The organism is Arthrobacter sp. NPDC058097 (assembly GCF_042884885.1).
Lineage (GTDB): Bacteria > Actinomycetota > Actinomycetes > Actinomycetales > Micrococcaceae > Arthrobacter.
Map to the genome: position 1 here is coordinate 67,287 of NZ_JBHVSZ010000009.1, position 19,716 is coordinate 87,002.

Below are 19,716 nucleotides of genomic sequence, written 5' to 3' on the forward strand. Positions count from 1 at the left end.
GCAAAAAACCGGAGCGCTTGTCATGATTGTTGTGTTCGTCACCGACGAGCGCCACACAAAGCAGTGAGGAAGTTCCCAATGTCCGATGTGATCCATCGCGTAGTGCCCGAAGGGTCGATCGACACCCACGTGCATGTTTTTGACCCGGCGTCATTTGCCTACGCCGATGACCGTGACTACACGCCAGCAGCAGCTGATCTGGGTGACGTGCAGGCTTACGGAAAGAAGCTGGGGGTGGAACGCTTCGTGTTCGTACAGCCCAGCGTCTACGGCACCGACAACTCCGCTTTGCTGGCTGCGTTGAAACTGCACGGCAGCTCGCGGAGCAGGGGGGTTGCGGTCGTAGGATCGGAAACTTCCGAAGGTGAGCTCGCAGCGCTCGTCGCCGCCGGCGTCCGTGGGCTGCGGTTGAACGTCAAGTCCAACCCCGATGGCGGTAAAGCCGACATCCGCGAGCCCCTCAAGGCACTCATGGCCCGGGCCGAACCGCACAACCTTGCCGTCGAGCTCTTTTGCAGTGCTACATCGCTCGCGCAGGCCGGTGACCTCATCGCCGCCTCTCCGGTCCCGGTCATCCTGGATCACTTCGGCGGCATCAAGGTGGGCGCCGACGGCGCGGTGGCCGGACTCGAGCAGGTGGCCGAACTGCTGTCCCTGCCCCACGTTTGGGTCAAACTCTCGGCCCCCTACCGGGTGGCAGCCGAAGGCGCAGCTCCGGGGGCGATCCCGGCCATTGTCAGCTATCTCATCGATACCCGCCCGGACCGCCTCGTCTGGGCCTCTGACTGGCCCCACACCGGGGGCGGGTCAGACCGTAAGCGTCGGGGACCCGGAGCCGTCGAACCCTTTCGGGATATCGACGACGTTGCCGAAACCGGCAGCTTCGTCTCCTGGCTCCAGTCCCCCCAAACCGTTCAGCAGATTCTGGTTGACAATCCGGCCGAGCTTTTCGGTTTCAGCCCTGCCACCCATTAATCCTTCCCCAACAAACACACCCGAGGACGACGATGTCTACTCACAAGACAAAAACCACACCCCAACCGCCGGAAACCAAGGAAGGCGTCATTCCCAAGGGCCGCGCCTTCTGGTGGAAGCTCATGGACACCGATGTCGGCATCATCCCGCTGCCGTTCTACCTGCTTCTGATCATCCTGCTCATCGCCTTTACGGCAACCAAGGGGGTCACCGGCGAACTCGCGATGGTCATCGCGATCTCTGCCGTCTTCGCCTTCACGCTGGGAGAGATCGGCAACCGACTCCCTCTGGTCCGGCAGATCGGCGGAGCAGCCATCCTGGTGACCTTCATCCCGTCGCTGCTGGGTTACCTGGGCCTTGTCCCTGAACCGATGAAAAAAGCGGTCGGCGACTTCTTCTCCAGCAGCAAGGTCCTGAACCTCTTCATCGCAGCGGTCATCGTCGGGTCCATCCTCAGCATGGACCGGCGCGTCCTGATCAAAGGCTTCCTGAAGATCTTCGTTCCGCTGCTGGCCGGCAGCGTCCTGGCCATCGTGTGCGGAACCGCCATGGGCACACTCCTGGGCCTTGGGCTGCACGACACGTTCTTCTTCACCGTGGTACCGATCATGGCCGGCGGTGTGGGCGAAGGCGCCATCCCGCTGACCATCGGCTACTCCCAGATCCTGGGCATGGACCAGGGCGAAGCGCTGGCCCGCGTCCTGCCTCCGATCATGGTTGGCAACCTCACCGCCGTGCTGCTGGCAGGCATCCTGGCACTCGTGGGCAAGAAGTTCCCGCACCTGACCGGCAACGGCCAGCTCCAGCCCGGTGGCAGTGACCTGCTGGACGCAAAGGACGAAGAGAAGCCCGCCGGCCTGGACCTGAAGGCCATCGCCGCCGCCGGTATTGTCGCCGTTTCCCTGTACCTCCTGGGTGTCCTGGCCTTCGAGCTCCTCGATTGGCCCGCTCCCGTTGTGATGCTCTTCGCCGCCGTCCTGCTGGCCCTGGCCCACGGCGTATCGCCCCGCATCCAGGCCGGATCCAAGGTCGTCTACAAGTTCGCGCTAACCGCTGTCGCATTCCCGATCCTGTTCACCTTCAGCCTCATCCTCACCCCGTGGCAGAGCCTGATCGCAGGGTTTGCCCCCGCCAACCTCATCACGATCGTCACTACCGTCACCGCCATGGTCGCCGGAGGCTTCTTCGCAGCCCGCTGGGTCAAACTCCACCCGGTCGAATCCGGAATCGTGACCAGCACCCACAGCGGCATGGGCGGGGCAGGCGACATCGCCATCCTCACCGCCAGCAACAGGATGCAGCTCATGCCGTTCGCCCAGATCGCCACCCGCATCGGCGGCGGACTCACCGTCGCCGGCGCCCTCATCCTCGTCAGCATCTTCCACTAGTTCCTCCCGCGTACCTCCCTGAAGTTTTCTCCTGAAAGGCACCACCAACATGAAGATCCTCGTACTCCCCGGCGACGGCATCGGTCCCGAAATCACCGACACCACCCTCGATGTCCTCAAGGTCGTTGACCAGGTCCACGACCTTGGCCTGGAATTCGAGCAGCAGGACATCGGACTGAAGAGCCTGGCCGAGCAGGGCACCACCCTTCCTGACGCTGTCATGGAACGCATCCCGCAGGTGGACGGCGTCATCCTCGGCCCCGTCTCCCACTACGAGTACCCGTCCAAGCAGGAAGGCGGCTACAACCCCTCCGCTGAACTCCGGGTCCAGTTCGAACTGTTCGCCAACGTCCGTCCGTGCCGTTCCCGCCCCGACCTGAGCATCCTCCGCACGCCGATGGACCTGGTGATTGTCCGCGAGAACACCGAAGGCTTCTACTCGGACCGCAACATGTTCGCCGGCACCGGCGAATTCATGCCCGACGAAAACATGGCCCTGAGCGTCCGCAAGGTCACCGCCAAGGCCTCCGAGCGGGTTGCACGCGCGGCCTTCGAAATCGCCCAGAATCGGAACAAGAAGGTCACCGCCGTCCACAAGGCCAACGTCGTCAAGCTCTCCGACGGGCTCTTCCTCCGCGAAGTCCGCAAGGTCGCCGCCGAATTCCCCGACGTCGAGCTTGAGGAACTGATCGTCGACGCCGCGGCGGCACTGCTGATCCGCCGCCCGCACACCTTCGACGTCATCGTCACCACCAACATGTTCGGCGACATCCTCTCCGACGAAGCCTCCGAACTCTCCGGCAGCCTCGGCCTCGGCGGGTCCCTCAACGCCGGGGAGAACATCGGCGTCGCCCAGGCACAGCACGGCTCCGCCCCGGACATCGCCAACCAGGGCATCGCCAACCCGACCTCCCTGATCCTGTCCGCCGCCATGCTCCTGGACTGGCGCGGCCGCCGCGACAACAACCCGGCACTGATCGCTGCAGCAGCGGACATCGAAGCCGCCGTCGAAAAGGTTCTCTCCAACCCCCAGACACGCACCGGCGACATCGGCGGCACCCTGGGCACCCGGGAATTCGCCGACGAGGTCATCGCCGCACTGCCCCGGGAACGCGTCAGCCAAGCCACGGCCTAAGCCATCCCAACAGATTCAAAGGAGCACTCATGATTTCTACGATCAATCCCGTGAACGGTGAAACCACTGCCACATTTGACGCCCATTCGGATATCCAGGTGGACGCTGCGCTGACAGCTGCAGCGGATGCCCAGCAGGCATGGCGCCTCGTTCCGGTCGAGGAACGCGTCCAGGTCCTGCGCAACACCGCCAAAGTCCTGCGCGAAGGCAAGGCCGAGTACGCCCGGAACATCACGCTGGAAATGGGCAAGCCCATCACCGAAGCCGAAGCCGAGATCGAAAAGTGCGCGCTCACGGCCGAGTACTACGCCGAAACCGCCCCGCAGCACCTGGCCCCGGAAACCATCGAATCCAACGCCCTGCACAGCGGTGTGACGTTTGAACCCCTGGGCGTGGTCCTGGCCATCATGCCGTGGAACTACCCGTTCTGGCAGTTCTTCCGCTTCATCCTCCCCGCCGTCGCCGCCGGCAACGGGGCAATCCTCAAGCACGCCAACAACGTCCCCCAGTCAGCCCTGGCCGTGCAGGACATCATGGACAAGGCAGGCCTGCCCGAAGGGCTGTTCGCCACCGTCCTGGTCGAGGCGAACCGGGTGGCCGGCCTCATCGCCGATGACCGGATCGCCGCCGTCACCCTCACCGGATCCACCCAGGTCGGGCAGATCGTCGCGTCCCAGGCGGGCTCCGCCTTGAAGAAGCAGGTCCTGGAACTGGGCGGGTCCGACCCGTTCATCGTCCTCGCCGATGCCGACATCAAGGCCGCCGCGAAGGTCGCCGTCAAGGCACGGTTCACCAACAACGGCCAGTCCTGCGTGAACGCCAAACGCTTCATCGTCGATGAAAAGATCGCCGATGAGTTCGTCGCCGAGTTTGTTGCCAACACCAAGGAACTCGTCGTCGGAGACCCGACCGATCCGGCCACGACCATCGGCCCGATGGCGAGGGAGAACCTCCGTACCGAACTGCACGACCAGGTCACCCGCACGATCGAAGCCGGCGGGAAAGTCCTGCTCGGCGGAGACGTCGTGGACGGTCCCGGGTACTTCTACCAGCCCACAGTCATCGACCACGTGGTTCCCGGCCAGGCAGCGTTTGACGAGGAAACCTTCGGCCCCGTCGCCGCCATCATCAGGGTTTCATCCACGCAGGAAGCCATCAACCTCGCAAACAAGACGGAGTACGGCCTCGGCGCCGCCCTCTGGACCTCCGACACCGAAACCGCGGCGCGGGACCTGCTGCCCCGGATTGATGCCGGTGCGGTGTTCATCAACGGCATGGTCGCCTCCGACCCGCGCCTGCCCTTCGGTGGCATCAAGAAGTCCGGTTACGGGCGGGAGCTGGGCTCTTACGGCATCCGGGAGTTCACCAACATGAAGACCTTCTGGACGGGCCAGCCAACCACAACCTCCACCCCGGCCGTCGCCGACTAAGGAAACCGACCATGACCCATATCAGCACCAGCATCAGCTCAGTGGACGCGGTGATCCTGCGTCCGAAGGAACTGCCCCGTAAGGACCGCGGCAACGGCGCGTCCACCGTGCCCCTGGTTGGAGCGCACCTGGGCGCCACCGCGTTCCTGAACGGCATCACCACCTTCGCCCCGGGAGCGGCGATCGGGCACCACTCGCACAACTGCGTCGAGTCCGTGGCGGTGATCGAAGGCACGGCGTACGTGGACATCGACGGGACCGAGCACTACCTGGACACCTACGACACCACGTTTGTCCCCGCGAACATCGTGCACCGGTTCCGGAACGCTTCGGAAACGGAAGAGATGAAGATCTTCTGGACCTACGCCTCGATCGATGCGACCCGCACCATGGCCGGCACTACCGACCGGAACCGCATCGACGAAGAACAGGCCAACCAGCCACCCGTCACCGAAGGAGTGAACGCGTGATCCAGGAAATCGCTACCCTGACCATCACCCCCGGCGCCGAGAAGGACTTCGAGGAGGCGGCGGCGAAGGCTGTGCCGTTGTTCCAAAAACAACCAGGTGCGCTCAGCTGGCGTCTGGACCGCAGCATCGAAAGCCCCAACGAATACACCCTCACCGTTGGCTGGGCGACCCTTGAAGACCACATCGTTGGGTTCCGTGAATCCCCGGACTTCCAGCAATGGCGGGAACTCGTCGGACCCCACTTCGCCGCCCCACCGCAGGTCAAGCACCTCCAGCACGCCTACGTCGGCTTCTGAACATGCGGACACCAGTACTCCACGGAACCCGGGACAAGGTGTTGCCAATGGGCAAAGTCGTACGCAACTGGGCAGACCTGGAAGCAGGTCGCTGGGTTGACGTGATGAACGAAGCAGGACAACTTGAGCGCGCGTGCGTCGATGCGGTGACTCCCGATGGCTCCATCATTTGGCTGGTCACGGAAGGGACAGGTGCCAGATCGCTGCACCTCAGCACCGATCCCGTAACGCTCTACCTGCATAGCGAATAGCGTCGGCGGGGGATGCCGGGCCGTCCGGCGGAGGCATCCCCTGCTTCCTCTCCATCCCTCTAACCGTGGCCACGGCCACCCATTGCAAGGAGCAAAATGACCATCGTTGTCGGATACGTCCCAACACAGGAAGGGGCCGCCGCCCTGGACTACGCGGTCGCTCAGGCGAGGAAGAGCAACAGTCTGCTGATTGTCATCAACTCATCCCGCGGCACGGCCCTCGTGGACCAGAACTATGCAAGCTCCGATGAAGTAAGCGGCCTTGAGGAACAGCTGACCAGGGAAGGCATTGAACACAAGGTTCTCCAGCCCGTTCGTGGCCAGGACGCCACCGACGAAATCCTGGACGCCGCGCAACAGCACAGCGCGGACCTGATCGTCATCGGCATGCGCAAACGCACCCCTGTGGGAAAACTCATCATGGGCAGCACCGCCCAACGAATCCTCCTCGAAGCGTCCTGTCCCGTCCTTGCCGTGAAGGCCGGCTGGCACGCGAACTAGCGCGACCTTCCTGTCAGGGGAGGCATTCCTCACAGACCCGCGCGCCCCCGCACGCCACTGAACACTGATCGCAGTGCCCGGACCTCAGAGGCTTGTCCGGCCAAAATTTGCACTACTCAAGGAAGAGACCAATGACGGACCACCCGCAGGAAGCCAAAGGCCCCGGAAAGAAGCAACGCATTAGCCGCCGCAGCATGCTTCAGGGCGCGCTGGCAGGGGCTGCCATTACGGCGATAGGAGCAGTCCCGGCGCAGGCCTCGGACCAGCGGGAAGCGCCCTTCTCCGCCGGTACCGGCCGGGCAGAGTACCGTGTCCTTGGGCATGCCGCCGATTGTCACATGCATATCTATGACCCGGACAGGTTCCCCTATCCCGTTCCGACCGCCGCACCTCCGCCCAAGGCGACAGTGGCCGACTATCGTCTCCTGCAGCGGAGGACCGGCACCACACGCACCGTCGTCGTCACGCCGTCAAACTACAGCACGGATAACCGGTGCACCCTTGATGCAATAGCCCAGCTCGGGCTGTGCAACGCCCGCGGCATCGCAGTCATCGATGAGAGCTTTTCCCAGAGCCAGTTACGGGACCTGGACCAGTCCGGCATCAGGGGCATCAGGTTCAACCTGACCCGTCCCGGTGGAGCAGGGGCAGAATTGATCAGGCCGCTGGCTTCACGCATCGCTGACATGGGGTGGCACGTACAAATCCACATGACTGCGGAGGGAATACTCGAAAACCTGGTATCCCTTACCGACCTGCCCACGGATTTGGTGATCGACCACATGGGGCGCATCCCAGGCGCGGCAGGAACAGCCCACCCCGCCTACACCGCCGTCACCAGGCTCGTGGACGAGGGCAACACCTGGGTCAAGCTCTCCGGCGTCTACCATGAATCCCAGGCCGGTCCGCCGTCCTACAGCGACCGGGCGGCTGTCGGCGCCGCCTTCACCGCACACGCCCCGGAACGGATGCTCTGGGGATCCGACTGGCCGCACCCCACTGCTTCCCGCGGGGAGGTCCCCATGCCTGACGACGCCGCGATGCTAGACCTGTTCGCACGATGGGCTCCTAAGCAGCAGGACCGCAGACGCATTCTGGTAGAGAACCCGGAAAAGCTCTACCGGTTCTAAACGACCCGGATGCGGGGTCAGCTGAACCTGCCCCATCGGCGGCATCACTTCGCTTCCCGCTACAGGCTAAGCCCCTGAAACACCCCTGCCTCGGCTTTTGCCGGGGACCCATGCTGACAGTTCCGGAAGAGAAAGGCACTGCTCTGACGGGAACTGTCATACGCGACGGCGGCCTCCAAGACCTGAACCTTGGGGCCGCCGCCTCCCTAACTTTATTGGTCCCGCTTACCCGTTGCTGAAGCAACAAGGCCTGCAACTGAATGAGCGATTCCCGCATCTACTGACGGCCTGGATCCAACGCCAATAATTGCGATTCTGTCGCTTTATTGGCGGAGATATTGGCGGAGTCCGGGAATTGCGAAGTCGACTTTTCCGTAGCCTGCGGACTCGATGAGTCCTGCGGCGATGAGCCGGTTGCGGTATTTGGACACGACGTTGGGTTTGGCCTTAAGGACGGCCCCGATCTGCCCTGCGGCCGAGGGGCCATCCTGCGTGGCCATGGCGTCGAGGAACTGACGGTCTCTGTCGGAGATGTCCGAGAGGGCCGATTCGACGACGACCAGGGTGTTGCGGCGTTGAGCTGTGGCGATGGCACGCTGGACGCTCGCCTTCTCCAGCGTCCATCCGGCTTTGTCGGCTTCGAGCCAGAGGTAGTAGCCGACCAGTTGGATCAGGAACGGGTATCCCTCGGTTGCCTCTGCCGCTTCGCTGATGAGGTCGGGGGAGATGGTGATGCCTCCCTGGCTGAACAATTGGCTGTACGAGGTGGTGACTTCGGCGATGGCTGCTTCGTGAAGATTGATCCTGTCGGCCCGCCGGAGGAAGGTTGCGACGCCTTCGTTGAGGAGGTCGGACACGGCTGAGGGCAGGCCTGCGAAGATCAGGCCGATGGGCAGCCCGTCCCGGATGAAGTGCTGGACATCGGCTGCCAGTTGCGAGATCTCCGTCCGGTCGACGGCGTGAATCTCGTCAACGGTAATGACCAGTCCTGTGCCCTTCGAATCCAGAACACGCAGCAACTCATTACCCGTCCGGCGCCAATCCACGGCCCGTTCCGGAGGAAGTTGGGTTGTCAGCCCGAACCCGGCTGCAGAGAAGGCGGTGATTTTCCGGGCGGGAGGCCCGTCCCCGAGTTCCTCGAGGAGCCGGAGCATGTCATCACCGACCCGGGCCAGGAACCCCGGGGTCGCTGTCCGTGAGATCACTGCCCATCCCTGAGCTCGAGCGATGTCTTCGGCGGCGCTCAACATGACGGTCTTGCCGATGCCTCGGGATCCCGTGATGATGGTCAGCAGGCCAGGGGCACCGGAGCCTTGCTGCAGGCCGTACTCGAACTCGTCCAGAAGGCCAGCCCGCCCCACGAGCTCCGGCGGCGTCGCTCCGGCCGTGGGCTTGAAGGGGTTCTGCACCCGACCTCCCGTGGACGATAGGTGAAACTAGGTGAAACTAGGTGAAACTGGTGAAAGTGGTGAAACTCCTGCGACTATACGTCCAACTCCCCGTGCTGGGCAAGGCGGAGCGCCAACGAGATCCGCGCGAGCGGAAAGAAACCTAAGCGACGTCAGAATAGGGCGACATTCACCAATAACTGACAGTGGCTCCCGGAAACCCTAGATCCCACCCTGACAGACAAGGGACCGAAACCCGGTCCAGCTGCTGGACAAAAAGCCCCCAGTCCCCCTCGCGGCGCAGGCGCTACGGGGTCGAAATAGTCCCAAGAATTTGGACGCGACGAATTCCACCGAGGAAAAGGCCTCTGATGTCACCTGCCATGGCTCCTCGGCGTCTGGAGAACAGGACCGGACCTACGCCGGCATGCTGAATACTCCCTTGTCAGGGCGCCCTGACGTCAGGTTGGGGTGTAGCCAAACCTGGCTAGGGAGTTTCAGGGCGGCCGCATGCAGAGGGTGTGCCTGATGTTTTCTGAAGGGGCCTCCGCGTACCAAGTCTTGGTCATCCAGCGGTTGCGATGGCAGTTGAGCTGTCGCCCGAGCAGGGCGTTTTCTCGTCCTGATCCAGCACGCTCGGGCGCACGTACCCGATTCGCTGTCCAGCCACCTGCGCCCACACGCCTCGTCCTGCTAGTCTGACGAGCGCCGGAGCGCCGGCATTTAGTAAACCGGAACGGTCCTCCTGTCGAGGTTGGGGGGTCGGCGCCGCCACTGGCGAGCATACCGGCGACGCGATAGTGGAGCGCCCCCTAACGCATTAGCCCTGGCCCGCGAAGGCGGGCCAGGGTATGTTTGGGCATCACTTCCCCGGCGGCGGGGCCGTCGCTGTATTGGGGCGACGGTTACTTCACTTCAGGAGTACCGGTACAACCCAGGCTCAGGACTTTGAACTGGGACGACCAGGAATATGACTGAGGATGGACTTAGAGAAACCGCCATCGACGCAGATGTCCTGGCCGGTGACATATCCCGAGAGCGGACTTACAAGGAATTCGATCACATTCGCAATGTCCATGGGATCGCCAATTCTTGCCAGCGGGATGATGTCTTCCCTTGCCTTTTTGATTTGGGGATCGGCGTACATCTTTTCGGTCATCCGTGTGTGAGTCATGCCCGGAGAGACCACATTTGCGCGAATTCCGTCCGGCGCCCATTCCAACGCGAGTGTTTGGGCGAGCATGGTCAGCGCAGCCTTGCTCGGGCTGTAGGCTCCGGATCCGGCATGTGGCTGTTGACCGGACATGGAAGAGGTGAAACAGGCCGCACCGCGGCTCTGCTTCAAGTGTGGGTAGCTTGCTTTGGCAAGGAGCCACGCTCCGCGGAGGTTAACGGAGAACATGTTGTCCCAGTCCTCAAGGGACACGTCGCAGATGGCGCCGGGGTTAGCGATTCCGGCGTTTGCTACCAACGCGTCCAAACCACCGAATTCAGTTACCGCAGCCTCTACCAATTGACCTGGCACGTCGGGGTTACCGAGGTCACCGGCCAATGCGATGGCGGTACCGCCCATCTCTTCGATGGAACGAACGACTTCCTTTTGGCTGCTGTTCGCCTCGTGCCCACACACGGCAATCATCGGGTGCACACCCCGAGCCAGAGCCGCCTCTGCGATTCTCAGGCAGGTAGCCGCGCCTATGCCGCTGCTTCCGCCACTGACCAGTGCTCTCATCGCACTCATTCCTTTTAGTAGGGGTATCAGATGAAAAGTTTTTTAATCGTCAAAGGATGATAGAAAATTGGCAGTAGTAAAACTGATTAGCTTTTCAGTTTCGCCGGCGCCCGTTTGTCGATACCAATATGTTCGTAACAAGCATCTGCAGGTGGGCGGCATTCTACTACGCGCGGCTAATCTCCCAGATCCCAGCCTTGATTCTTGAGGTCTTCCATTGCCTTCTTGAATTCCTGCTCAGGGTTCTCTTCACGAATGATCTCAAGAACCACGTTTTCGACGCCGCATGTTTTTTTTACGGCCTTGCCTAATCCCTTCCAGTCGATCACTCCAGTGCCGATTGGGTCGTGGCCCCAGGTTTCCGTTCCTGTGTCAGAAATGTGCACAAGCCCAATCGATTCGTGGTTGGAGAGCAGGCTATCTACGGGGTCTTCTCCGATGTAGGCGGCGTTGGCGACGTCGTACACGATCTTGACCGCGTCATCGTTGATGGTTTTTACGACGCCTGCCAGGTCCTGGATGGTAGGGGTGAAGCAGTAGGGAGTGTTTTCGAAGAGCAGTCGTGTGCCAGTCTCTTTGGCCAGTGGGATGAGGTTCTCCATGCTCTCGTACATCCACCCATGGACTTTTTCAAGTGACGGCGAGATCATCGGACGCCTCGTGCCGGGGGATATCACGACTTCCTGGACGTCCCAGGCCGCGGCCAGGTCGATCACCGACTTAATGTGCTCGACGCTTTTGCGACGCATGTTGGCGGCGGGACTGGCCAGGTTGATGTCGTAGCCACCGGCGTTCAGCGACCTGATTTTGGCGCCGTATTCATTGAGTCTTGCATGAGTTGCCGAGCGCTCTTGGCCGGATATTTCATCGGGCCAGCAATGGGGTGAGCTGACCGGAACTTCAAAGTTTTTATACCCGTGGTCGACTAATTCAGCTATCGCATCAATGGCCGTTGATGACCAGAGGTAGGAGAATGTATTGATAATCATTTGGTTCACGTGAACGCATCCTCTCTGTTCTTCACCTCTGGAGAAGAAGTGTTTTGTTTATGACGCACTGCGGATTTCGATCCCGCGGAGGGGATCTCACACGCGAGCCGGGCGGCTCGACGAGACCCGGGCAGATAGCCCCTTCCTGTCTGGTCGAGCCACCCCGGCTTACTGGGTGCCGCGTGCCTACCGGGAACGCTTCGCCCCGTCGCTGGCCGGCGAAGTGCTCGAGACAAGGTGTTCACCTTCGAGTACTTCAGGGTCGGCAAGCGCGACGGTGGCACGGTCACCGCGGTTGCCAGTCTCCGGCAGGGTGAAGTAGACGACGAGGCAGAGGGCAACAATGGCGATCATGTAGACCGCGACGAGCATCGGCTGTCCGGCTCCGACGAAGGCGGCGGCGATCAGCGGCGCGGTGCCGCCGAAGACGGCGATCACGATCTGGTGCGCGAACCCGATGCCCGATACCCGTACCGCAGCCGGGAACAGTTCGGCCTGGATGGTCGGATAGATGGACTGCCAGATGCCGAGGACCACCCAACCGGACGCCGATACCAGAACGTATACGCCGAAACCTGGCTGGTTCAGCAGCAGGAGCAGGGGGTAGAAGAGCACGATCATGCCGATGGCGCCGATGATGGGGAAGATTTTGCGTCGGCCGAGTCGATCAGAGAGAGCGCCGCAGACGGGAACAATGACTACGAGCAGGGCCAGTCCGATAACGCTCCCGGCCAGGGTGGAGGCCAGGTCCCGGCCGGTGGTCAGCTTGGCGTAGGTAGGGAGAAAGGTGGCCCAGGTGTAGTAGGCGACGGCCGGGGCGGAGAGCGCCGCTGCCTGCAGCAGAGCCTTCGGGTGTTCGCGAAGCAGGTCCATCAGGCGGGCCGCCGCGGACTTTTGGTCGACGAGGGCAGTTGCCTCAAACTCCGGGGTCTCTTCTGCCCGGGCCCTCAAGATAAGGCCGACGACGCCGAGGATGCCGCCTGCGACGAACGGGATGCGCCAACCCCAGGCTGCGAGGTCCGTTGGAGTGAAGGATGAGGTCACCAGTGCGGCGGCGCCGGTGGCGGCGAGGGTCGCGAAGCCGCTGGCCATGTTGGAGAACGAGCCGAACAGGCCCCTTCGGTTGGCGGGAGCGTGTTCAACCATGAATGCGATGGCGCTCTGCGCCTCACTGCCGGCGGAGATTCCCTGGAGGATGCGCGCAAAAAGGAAGAGAACCGGTGCTGCGTAGCCGATCGTCGCGAATGACGGTGTGAGGCCGATGATCAGAGCGCCGAGGGCCATGCCGGAGATGGACAGGGTCAGGATGAGCCGCCGGCCGAAGCGGTCGGCCAGTGGAGAGATGATGATTCCGCTGAGCGGGCGCACAACAAACCCGACCGCGTAGGTGAGCAGTGCTGCGATAAGGGAGGCAAACGGGGAATCGCTGGGAAAAATCTGCGATGAGAACACCGCGGCCATCAGCCCGTAGATGTACCAGTCGTACCACTCCACGAAGTGGCCGATCGTGCCTGCCACCATATTCACGGTGCGGCGAGGGGGCTCAGACACTTCGGGAAGATCCGAAGAATCGGGGCTGCCGACGGCTTCTTTTGAGGTCTTCATTGAACTCTCCATACTTTCACGTTTGCTGGGTAAGGGTACTGGGATATTCGGGAACCGAAGCGACGTGGCGGGCCGGCCTTTGTCCGGCTTGTGTCCCGCCTCGAGGTATGGCTGGGCCACACTTGATGGCTGATGCGGCTGCCCTGCGCAATGAGATCGGTTGCAATAAATCTCAGTACTGAGATCGGTTGCAATAAATCTCAGTACTGAGATCGGTTGCTGAGATCGGTTGCAAGCAACGATACGTACGCTGCTCGGCTCTGTCAATGGGTCTTTTTTGGAATCAGAGATAGGGGAGGTCTGAACCTTTGGCCGGCACGTGACGGGAGGGCAAAGAGGCCCGATCCGCAGGAGCCGGGACCATGAGTCATCCCTGAATGGGCAGGGACTTCTCGTTGTTGAGGTCGTGGAAACGGACTCCGGACCAGGTGCAGTTTAAGCTGCCGTACGACGCCCAGTACTCGTCCCAGTGCGCAAGCTTCCACCGGTCCCTTTCCAGGCCCCGCTTGAGAAGCCGTTCCCGGAGCATGTCTGGTGAGACCTGTACCCGCACCACGGTGGTCTCCGCGGGAGGCCAGTGGAATTCTTCCGCGGCGCGCGCCAGGTAGTTCGGTACGGCAAAGTAGGCACCGAAGGGTGCATCGAGTACGACTGATCGGCCCAGGCGCAGGTTCACTCCGGCAACATCCATGAGTGTCTGGTACTCCAGGGGCAGCAGATTGTCCCGGTAGAAGTCGTTGGCTTCGCGGTCAGTGGGGTCGTGTCCTGTGGCCTTCAGTGCGAACTCGACGAGGCGGCCGCAGAGCCGGTCCTTGTCCAGGTATGCGGCTCCATGCTCTTGTGCTGTTTGCTGGGCAATGGTTGTCTTTCCGGACCCGGCAGGGCCGATGACGATGAAGACTTGGGGGGCTGTCACTGGCGTGCCTTTGCCACTGCTGAGAGGAACTCCCTGGCCGCGTCGGTGACGCGGGAGAAGTCGCCGTCGGGCTGCCATGCTTTGGTGACGTAGCTGCCGACGCCGACGCCTGCTACGCCGGCGGCGAACCATTCGCCGACGTTCTCTACGGTTACGCCGCCTGCTGGCATGATCGGCAGGTGTGCGAGCGGGGCGAGGACTGATTTGGCGTAGGGGATTCCGCCGGCTTCGGTGGGGAAGAGCTTGAGGATGTCAGCGCCTGCCTCGGCGGAGTTAACTAGCTCGGTGGGCGTGTAGGCGCCGCTGATGGTGGGTATCTGATAGCGGTTGGCTGTCCGGATCATTGCCGGGTTGAGCTGGGGACTGACGAGGAAGTCGGCGCCGGCGCGGATGCACTCGTAGGCCGAGTGCTCGTCCAGAACTGTTCCGGCTCCCACTGCTACTCCGTTGGGCCCGTGCTTGACGGAGAGCTGGCGGATCACGTCCACGGCGCCCGGGATCGACAGCGTGATCTCCAGGGCGCGGAATCCTCCGGCGATGGCAGCTTCGGCCACGCGTTCTGCGACGTCAGCGTTCTCGAGGCGGACGATGAGGACGGCGCCGGATTCATCGATGGTCTGCAGGGTGCGAAGTTTTTTGTACATTGCTGGTCCTTTCTTCTGACCCGGGCCGGTCCCTGTTCCGGGACGGCCACGGGCCACTCTTGAAGTGTCGTTGACAAACTCTCCCACCATCCATACTGTTATTGCAACCGATCTCAGCAATCGATCTCATGCTGAGCAGAACAATCGAACTCCTACTTAGCAAAGGGGCTGGCAGGGTGAGTAGAACTCGCACGATCATCCTTGGTGCTTCGCACTGGCACGTCCCGCTCTGCACGCGGGCGATCGGTGAAGAACACCAGGTCGTGGGCATCAGTGACGAAGACGTATCGCGTGTCCGGGGACTTGCCGAAGCATGGGGCGCTCCCGTGGAGGCTGATTGGCGGCGCCTGGTGGATCTGCCCGATCTCGGGCTCGCCTATGTCTTCGGCCCCCACGATGGCATGGCGGAAAAGTGCTTGGCCCTGATTGAGCGCGGCATTCCGTTCGTGGTGGAGAAGCCGCTGGGAACGTCCCTGGCGGACCTTTCCCGGGTGCGGAAGGCTGCGGAGGCGGCCGGTGTGCCCGCGACAGTCCCGCTCGTTCAGCGCGGCGGTCCCGTCGACCGGTGGCTGGCCAAGGCGGGCCGGCCGACGTACCAGAGGATGTCCTTCATCGCCGGGCCGCCCTCACGTTACCTGGACAACGGCAACTCCTGGATGCTGGACCCGGCCAGGGCAGGGGGCGGGTGCCTGACCAACCTGGGACCGCATTTCGTTGAGCTGTTCCTGCGGGCCTGTGACGAGCAAGCGGCGGGTGTCGACTCGCGGCTCTCCTCGGCCCTGCATGGCGGGACTGTTGAGGACCATGCCAGCCTCATCATCACCACCCCCGGCGGGCGCGAAGCGATCATCGAGGTCGGGTACGCCTTCCCGGGGTCGCCGTTGAAGCGCTACTGCAGCTACACGTCGGCCGGCGCGGCGGGATTCGCCGCCGTCAACTCGGACGGTTCGGCCACGTTCACCGCGTTGGACGGGACAACGGAGTCCGCCGTAATCGTCGTGGACAGCGACCCCCTCTACGATCCGTTCGTGCGGCGGGTCGCGCATACGCTGGAAGATGGATTCCGGGGACTGCCGACACTGGCCCAACTCGAAGATGTGATGCGCCCGATTTGGCAGGCATACGACGACCAGCACGGAGGAAAAGAAAATGGCCGACCTTAGTATTGACGTTGTCGCGAAGGCGGCCGGTGTCCATCGCTCAACGGTGTCCCGGGCATTCTCCCGGCCGGAAGCGGTGAAAAGCGAGACCCGCGAACACATCCTCCGCGTCGCCGAAGGGCTCGGATACACCATGAGTCCGCTGGCCCAGGCTCTGCGCCGAAAGACCAGCACCTTCATCCCGCTGATCGTCCCCGACATCACCAACCCGTTCTTTGCAGAACTTGCCAAGACCATGACGCAGGCCGCCGATGAGCGCGGCTACCAGCTGCTGCTGTGTGTCACGAACGGAGACCCGGCCAAGACGGACGGGTATTTCACCGCTATGCAGGCCATGTATGCGCCCTTCGGGATCGTCGCGCCCTCCACAAAAGTCGACACCGAGGCCCTGAAACGCTTCGATTTCGGCCACAAGGTGGTGGTGATCGACCGTGTGGAAGGCGACACCTCGGTCCCCACGGTCACCGTCGACAGCCGCCGCGGAATCATGCTGGCCCTGGAGCACCTGCATTCACTCGGCCACACCTCGATCGGCTACGTTTCCGGCATCGCCGGCACCCACACCGCCCAGGACCGTATGGACGCCTACCTTGAACTGTCAGCCGACGGCGACGGCACGCCCCTGGTGCTCGACAGCGGCTCCGATCCGGACGCAGGAGCCCGCGCGGCCAACCACTACCTGGAGATGGAGAATCCACCGACGGCGATCATCGCCGCCAATGACATGGTCGCCTTCGCGGTCATCTCAGCCCTGGGCCAACACGGCGTCCGCGTGCCGGAGGACGTATCGGTCATGGGCTTCGACGGGCTGGCTCTGGGGTCCCGGTTCAACCCGGCCCTGACGACCGTGCGCCAGCCGATCGACGACATGGGAAACATCGCCATCGAACTGGCCGAGAAGCAGAACCTGACCGGCTCGGTGGACCACATCGTCCTGGAACCCGAACTTCTGGTGCGCGCCTCCACCGCAGGACCGCGCAAATGACCGCGGCCACCGAAGCAACCCTGCGGCGGCTGCCCGGGCTGCGGCACACCGACCATGTCGGCCTGACAGTTCCGAACCTCGAGGACGCCATCAGGTTCTTCGTCGAGGTGCTCGGCGCCGAGGAGCTGTACCGCTCCGACCGTGGACCCGACCCGGAGTTCATGCCCACCAACTTCGACGTTCCTGCCGATGCGCGGCTCACCCTGGCCATGCTCCGCCTGCCCCCGAACCTGAACATCGAGCTGTTCGAATGGAGCAGCGCAGAGCGTCGCCGCACTCCGCCGCGGCACTGTGACGCCGGCGGGCACCACCTGTGCTTCGTTGTGGACGACGTCGACGAAGCGATCGCGGTGCTGCAGGAAACCCCCGGAGTGCGGGTGCTCGGAGAGCGCAAGGAAGTCGCCGGCGACAGCCCGCGCGTGGCCGGCAACCGCTGGACCTACTTCGTCACCCCCTGGGGGCTGCTGATGGAAATCGTCGACCGGTCCCGCGTCGCATCCCCACCCCGGCTCGTCGGTCCAGCGGACTGGACAGCCACCCAAGACACTTCCCGGAAGGACAATCAACAATGAGGCTTGCAGGTCACACGCTGGGCACTCCGGACCATACGGTCCCCCAGGCACTGAAGCTTTTCCGGGCGGCAGGGCTCGACGCCGCCGAAGTCATCTACCAGGACGGCTACACATCAGGCCTGCCCCGAGGGGACCGGCGCGCCGCCATGGAGGCACTGAAGGCGGCAGAGGGCGAGGGCCTGCCGATCATCGGCCTCACCCCCTACACCACGGCCATCAACTCCCTGGACGAGAATGAGTGGTGCGGGGGAGTCGACGAATTCCGTGGCGCGATTGAGACCGCCCATCTGCTCGGCGCCGACCGGGTGCGCGTGTACGCCGGGGCCTGGCACCCAGGCGACACCGATCACGACCGGCGATGGGCGAAACTGCGGGAAGCCCTGCAGACCCTGGCCCCCGAAGCCGAACAGGCCGGCGTACGGCTGTGCGTGGAAAACCACTTCGGCACCATGACCCAGACCGCGGCCGAAACCGCCGCGCTCGTCCGGGAGATTGCCCACCCGGCCATACGTGTCCTCTACGACCAGGCCAACCTCACCTTCACCCACGACGAATCATTCGAGGAGGCCTTTGCCGTCCAGGGCGACCTGATCGGTCACGTCCACGCAAAGGACCTCATCTTCACCGACCCCAACGCAGCTTTCCGCGCCACGGAAACAGCCCGAGTCAACGCCTCCGAGCGCGCCGTACGGTCCCGGGTCATCGGCACCGGTGTCCTTCCCTGGCCCCAGATCCTCGCTGCCCTGCTGCGCCACGGCTACGACGACCTGCTCAGCATCGAGTACGAATACCGGTGGCACCCGCAGGACCTCCCCGCCCCCGAGGACGGATTCCGGGAATCCGCGGCCGCACTGCGCGGAATGCTCACGGAAATCGCCGAAATGGAGAACGCCCGATGAACAGCCAGCGCCTCCGCGTCGGCGTCATCGGCGCCGGCAACATCGCCACCATCGCCCAACTGCCCACACTCGTCCAGCGTGACGATGTGGAGCTGGCAGCCCTGGTATCCCGGCGTGAGGACCCGGGAAGCCTGGTCCGGCGCTGGGGTTTCGGCGCCGCATACCGCTCAGTGGAGGACATGCTGGACGCCCAAGACCTGGACGCCGTCTTCGTCCTCACACCCCGATCCGAACACGCCCACGCCGTCCAACTGTGCCTTAACAACAACGTCGACGTGTTCTGCGAAAAACCCCTGGCCCCCGCCACCGAAGAAGCTGAGCATTTGGCCGACCTCGCCGACGAACGCGGCCGCATCCTGATGGTCGACTTCAACCGCCGCTACGCACCCGTCTACACCGCCGGCCGCGAGCTCTTCGGCGCGAAAGGCGCCACCTTCTGCGTCGCGCAAAAGAATCGCCCCGGATCCGAATACCGCGCAACGTTCGAGAACGCCATCCACATGGTCGACCTGCTCCGCTGGTACTGCGGCGGCGAACCCGTGGACGTGACCGCACACGCCGCCGGCAACGATCCCTGGGAAGAAGACGGCACCGCAGCCATGATCCGCTTCAGCACCGGCAACACCGGGGTACTCATGGCGGCCCGGACAGCAGGTGCCTGGAACGAAAAACTCGACGCCTACGGCGACGGCAAGACCGTAGAAGTCAGGGCACCGGAAACCGTCGCGACCACCGTCCAGGGAGTCACGACATCACGCGAACTCAGCGCCGAAGCCTACGGCTGGGCAACAGCGACCGACACACTCGGATTCTCAGCAGCAGTCCACCACTTCCTGGACCGGGTCGCCGACAGGGCACAGCCGCTTACCTCCGGCCGCGAAGCCGTCCACACCCAAAGGCTGCTCGATCGGATCCTCGCCGCCTCAGGCCTGCCAACCGAAGAACAAGCCGGCCGGGCATGGGCCAGCCACGCCACCAGCGCGAACAACAGCTAGGCAGCACAGGCACGTACGCGACCCTGGACCGGGGGATTGGAGACAGCAGGGCTTCAACAGTGCAGCAGGTCAGGGCACGGAGCGATGCGCACTGAAGCAGCCGCGCCCGGAGCCATGGCACACCCTTTGAGAACACCTCAAGTAAGGACCTAGAAAGATGAAACGAGCGAATCAAGTCGTCCTGGTGGCCGGATCAAGCGGCGGAATTGGCGATGCAGTCGTCGACGCGTTCACCGCCGAAGGGACCCTCGTCGT

General features: G+C 63.2%; 20 protein-coding genes. 14 read left to right on the plus strand and 6 right to left on the minus strand.

Annotation, left to right across the window (positions count from 1 at the left end):
* Positions 1-78: 78 nt before the first annotated feature.
* The 9 genes from ACFVTE_RS16225 to ACFVTE_RS16265 all read left to right on the plus strand — a co-directional run bounded on the left by ACFVTE_RS16225 (position 79) and on the right by ACFVTE_RS16265 (position 7,576).
* Complete coding sequence (locus ACFVTE_RS16225) at positions 79-975, plus strand: amidohydrolase family protein (protein ID WP_387102023.1); 897 nt, start codon at positions 79-81, stop codon at positions 973-975.
* 32 nt (positions 976-1,007) lie between these two features.
* On the plus strand, positions 1,008-2,363 hold the full coding sequence (locus ACFVTE_RS16230) for a 2-hydroxycarboxylate transporter family protein (RefSeq protein WP_387102025.1): 1,356 nt from the start codon (positions 1,008-1,010) through the stop codon (positions 2,361-2,363).
* A gap of 49 nt (positions 2,364-2,412) precedes the next feature.
* Positions 2,413-3,498 carry an isocitrate/isopropylmalate dehydrogenase family protein gene (locus ACFVTE_RS16235; protein WP_387102027.1) on the plus strand — a complete coding sequence of 362 codons (1,086 nt, stop codon included), beginning with the start codon at positions 2,413-2,415 and terminating at the stop codon, positions 3,496-3,498.
* A 29-nt stretch (positions 3,499-3,527) separates the two neighbouring features.
* Positions 3,528-4,928: an NAD-dependent succinate-semialdehyde dehydrogenase gene (locus ACFVTE_RS16240; RefSeq protein WP_387102029.1), complete on the plus strand. Its 1,401-nt coding sequence runs from the start codon at positions 3,528-3,530 to the stop codon at positions 4,926-4,928.
* Between the two features lie 11 nt (positions 4,929-4,939).
* Positions 4,940-5,398: a cupin domain-containing protein gene (locus tag ACFVTE_RS16245; RefSeq protein WP_387102031.1), complete on the plus strand. Its 459-nt coding sequence runs from the start codon at positions 4,940-4,942 to the stop codon at positions 5,396-5,398.
* Positions 5,395-5,694 (plus strand): antibiotic biosynthesis monooxygenase family protein, encoded by a 300-nt coding sequence (locus ACFVTE_RS16250; protein ID WP_387102033.1) that lies wholly within the window; start codon positions 5,395-5,397, stop codon positions 5,692-5,694. Before ACFVTE_RS16245 ends, ACFVTE_RS16250 begins: the two co-directional genes overlap by 4 nt.
* Positions 5,695-5,741: 47 nt before the next feature.
* On the plus strand, positions 5,742-5,945 hold the full coding sequence (locus ACFVTE_RS16255; protein ID WP_387102035.1) for a hypothetical protein: 204 nt from the start codon (positions 5,742-5,744) through the stop codon (positions 5,943-5,945).
* A 96-nt stretch (positions 5,946-6,041) separates the two neighbouring features.
* Positions 6,042-6,446, plus strand: coding sequence for a universal stress protein (locus ACFVTE_RS16260; RefSeq protein ID WP_387102037.1), 405 nt, complete (start codon positions 6,042-6,044; stop codon positions 6,444-6,446).
* A gap of 131 nt (positions 6,447-6,577) precedes the next feature.
* Positions 6,578-7,576, plus strand: coding sequence for an amidohydrolase family protein (locus ACFVTE_RS16265; protein WP_387102039.1), 999 nt, complete (start codon positions 6,578-6,580; stop codon positions 7,574-7,576).
* A 323-nt stretch (positions 7,577-7,899) separates the two neighbouring features.
* Here ACFVTE_RS16265 and ACFVTE_RS16270 read toward each other — a convergent pair whose 3' ends face one another.
* The 6 genes from ACFVTE_RS16270 to ACFVTE_RS16295 form a co-directional block, all read right to left on the minus strand.
* Positions 7,900-8,985, minus strand: coding sequence for an AAA family ATPase (locus tag ACFVTE_RS16270; protein WP_387102041.1), 1,086 nt, complete (start codon positions 8,983-8,985; stop codon positions 7,900-7,902).
* Positions 8,986-9,904: 919 nt separating this feature from the next.
* Positions 9,905-10,696: an SDR family NAD(P)-dependent oxidoreductase gene (locus ACFVTE_RS16275; protein WP_387102043.1), complete on the minus strand. Its 792-nt coding sequence runs from the start codon at positions 10,694-10,696 to the stop codon at positions 9,905-9,907.
* Positions 10,697-10,872: 176 nt separating this feature from the next.
* Entirely contained in the window at positions 10,873-11,685 is an 813-nt protein-coding gene (locus ACFVTE_RS16280) for a sugar phosphate isomerase/epimerase family protein (protein ID WP_387102348.1), read from the minus strand.
* A 186-nt stretch (positions 11,686-11,871) separates the two neighbouring features.
* The gene (locus ACFVTE_RS16285; RefSeq protein ID WP_387102045.1) at positions 11,872-13,290 is read right to left on the minus strand and encodes an MFS transporter; all 1,419 of its coding nucleotides are present in this window, start codon (positions 13,288-13,290) and stop codon (positions 11,872-11,874) included.
* A gap of 367 nt (positions 13,291-13,657) precedes the next feature.
* Positions 13,658-14,206, minus strand: coding sequence for an AAA family ATPase (locus tag ACFVTE_RS16290; protein WP_387102047.1), 549 nt, complete (start codon positions 14,204-14,206; stop codon positions 13,658-13,660).
* Positions 14,203-14,850: a bifunctional 4-hydroxy-2-oxoglutarate aldolase/2-dehydro-3-deoxy-phosphogluconate aldolase gene (locus tag ACFVTE_RS16295; RefSeq protein WP_387102049.1), complete on the minus strand. Its 648-nt coding sequence runs from the start codon at positions 14,848-14,850 to the stop codon at positions 14,203-14,205. The genes ACFVTE_RS16290 and ACFVTE_RS16295 overlap by 4 nt, the downstream gene beginning before the upstream one ends.
* Before the next feature lie 176 nt (positions 14,851-15,026).
* Here ACFVTE_RS16295 and ACFVTE_RS16300 point away from each other — a divergent pair, with 176 nt between their 5' ends.
* Genes ACFVTE_RS16300 through ACFVTE_RS16320 form a run of 5 tightly spaced genes read left to right on the plus strand, consistent with a single transcriptional unit; the run spans position 15,027 to position 19,461 of the window.
* Entirely contained in the window at positions 15,027-16,013 is a 987-nt protein-coding gene (locus tag ACFVTE_RS16300; protein WP_387102051.1) for a Gfo/Idh/MocA family protein, read from the plus strand.
* The gene (locus ACFVTE_RS16305) at positions 16,000-16,995 is read left to right on the plus strand and encodes a LacI family DNA-binding transcriptional regulator (RefSeq protein ID WP_387102053.1); all 996 of its coding nucleotides are present in this window, start codon (positions 16,000-16,002) and stop codon (positions 16,993-16,995) included. The genes ACFVTE_RS16300 and ACFVTE_RS16305 overlap by 14 nt, the downstream gene beginning before the upstream one ends.
* Positions 16,992-17,567 carry a VOC family protein gene (locus tag ACFVTE_RS16310; RefSeq protein ID WP_387102055.1) on the plus strand — a complete coding sequence of 192 codons (576 nt, stop codon included), beginning with the start codon at positions 16,992-16,994 and terminating at the stop codon, positions 17,565-17,567. The genes ACFVTE_RS16305 and ACFVTE_RS16310 overlap by 4 nt, the downstream gene beginning before the upstream one ends.
* A complete protein-coding gene (locus ACFVTE_RS16315; protein WP_387102057.1) occupies positions 17,564-18,466 on the plus strand; it encodes a sugar phosphate isomerase/epimerase family protein in 903 nt (300 codons plus the stop codon). Before ACFVTE_RS16310 ends, ACFVTE_RS16315 begins: the two co-directional genes overlap by 4 nt.
* Positions 18,463-19,461, plus strand: coding sequence for a Gfo/Idh/MocA family protein (locus ACFVTE_RS16320; RefSeq protein WP_387102059.1), 999 nt, complete (start codon positions 18,463-18,465; stop codon positions 19,459-19,461). The genes ACFVTE_RS16315 and ACFVTE_RS16320 overlap by 4 nt, the downstream gene beginning before the upstream one ends.
* Positions 19,462-19,716 lie beyond the last annotated feature (255 nt).

Coding starts and splice junctions, on each gene's coding strand:
- ACFVTE_RS16315 (WP_387102057.1), top strand. CDS start 17,564: ATGAGGCTTGCAGGTCACACGCTGGGCACTCCGGACCATACGGTCCCC.
- ACFVTE_RS16255 (WP_387102035.1), top strand. CDS start 5,742: ATGGGCAAAGTCGTACGCAACTGGGCAGACCTGGAAGCAGGTCGCTGG.
- ACFVTE_RS16225 (WP_387102023.1), top strand. CDS start 79: ATGTCCGATGTGATCCATCGCGTAGTGCCCGAAGGGTCGATCGACACC.
- ACFVTE_RS16310 (WP_387102055.1), top strand. CDS start 16,992: ATGACCGCGGCCACCGAAGCAACCCTGCGGCGGCTGCCCGGGCTGCGG.
- ACFVTE_RS16240 (WP_387102029.1), top strand. CDS start 3,528: ATGATTTCTACGATCAATCCCGTGAACGGTGAAACCACTGCCACATTT.
- ACFVTE_RS16245 (WP_387102031.1), top strand. CDS start 4,940: ATGACCCATATCAGCACCAGCATCAGCTCAGTGGACGCGGTGATCCTG.
- ACFVTE_RS16275 (WP_387102043.1), bottom strand. CDS start 10,696: ATGAGAGCACTGGTCAGTGGCGGAAGCAGCGGCATAGGCGCGGCTACC.
- ACFVTE_RS16230 (WP_387102025.1), top strand. CDS start 1,008: ATGTCTACTCACAAGACAAAAACCACACCCCAACCGCCGGAAACCAAG.
- ACFVTE_RS16320 (WP_387102059.1), top strand. CDS start 18,463: ATGAACAGCCAGCGCCTCCGCGTCGGCGTCATCGGCGCCGGCAACATC.
- ACFVTE_RS16235 (WP_387102027.1), top strand. CDS start 2,413: ATGAAGATCCTCGTACTCCCCGGCGACGGCATCGGTCCCGAAATCACC.
- ACFVTE_RS16260 (WP_387102037.1), top strand. CDS start 6,042: ATGACCATCGTTGTCGGATACGTCCCAACACAGGAAGGGGCCGCCGCC.
- ACFVTE_RS16285 (WP_387102045.1), bottom strand. CDS start 13,290: ATGAAGACCTCAAAAGAAGCCGTCGGCAGCCCCGATTCTTCGGATCTT.
- ACFVTE_RS16305 (WP_387102053.1), top strand. CDS start 16,000: ATGGCCGACCTTAGTATTGACGTTGTCGCGAAGGCGGCCGGTGTCCAT.
- ACFVTE_RS16265 (WP_387102039.1), top strand. CDS start 6,578: ATGACGGACCACCCGCAGGAAGCCAAAGGCCCCGGAAAGAAGCAACGC.
- ACFVTE_RS16280 (WP_387102348.1), bottom strand. CDS start 11,685: ATGATTATCAATACATTCTCCTACCTCTGGTCATCAACGGCCATTGAT.
- ACFVTE_RS16295 (WP_387102049.1), bottom strand. CDS start 14,850: ATGTACAAAAAACTTCGCACCCTGCAGACCATCGATGAATCCGGCGCC.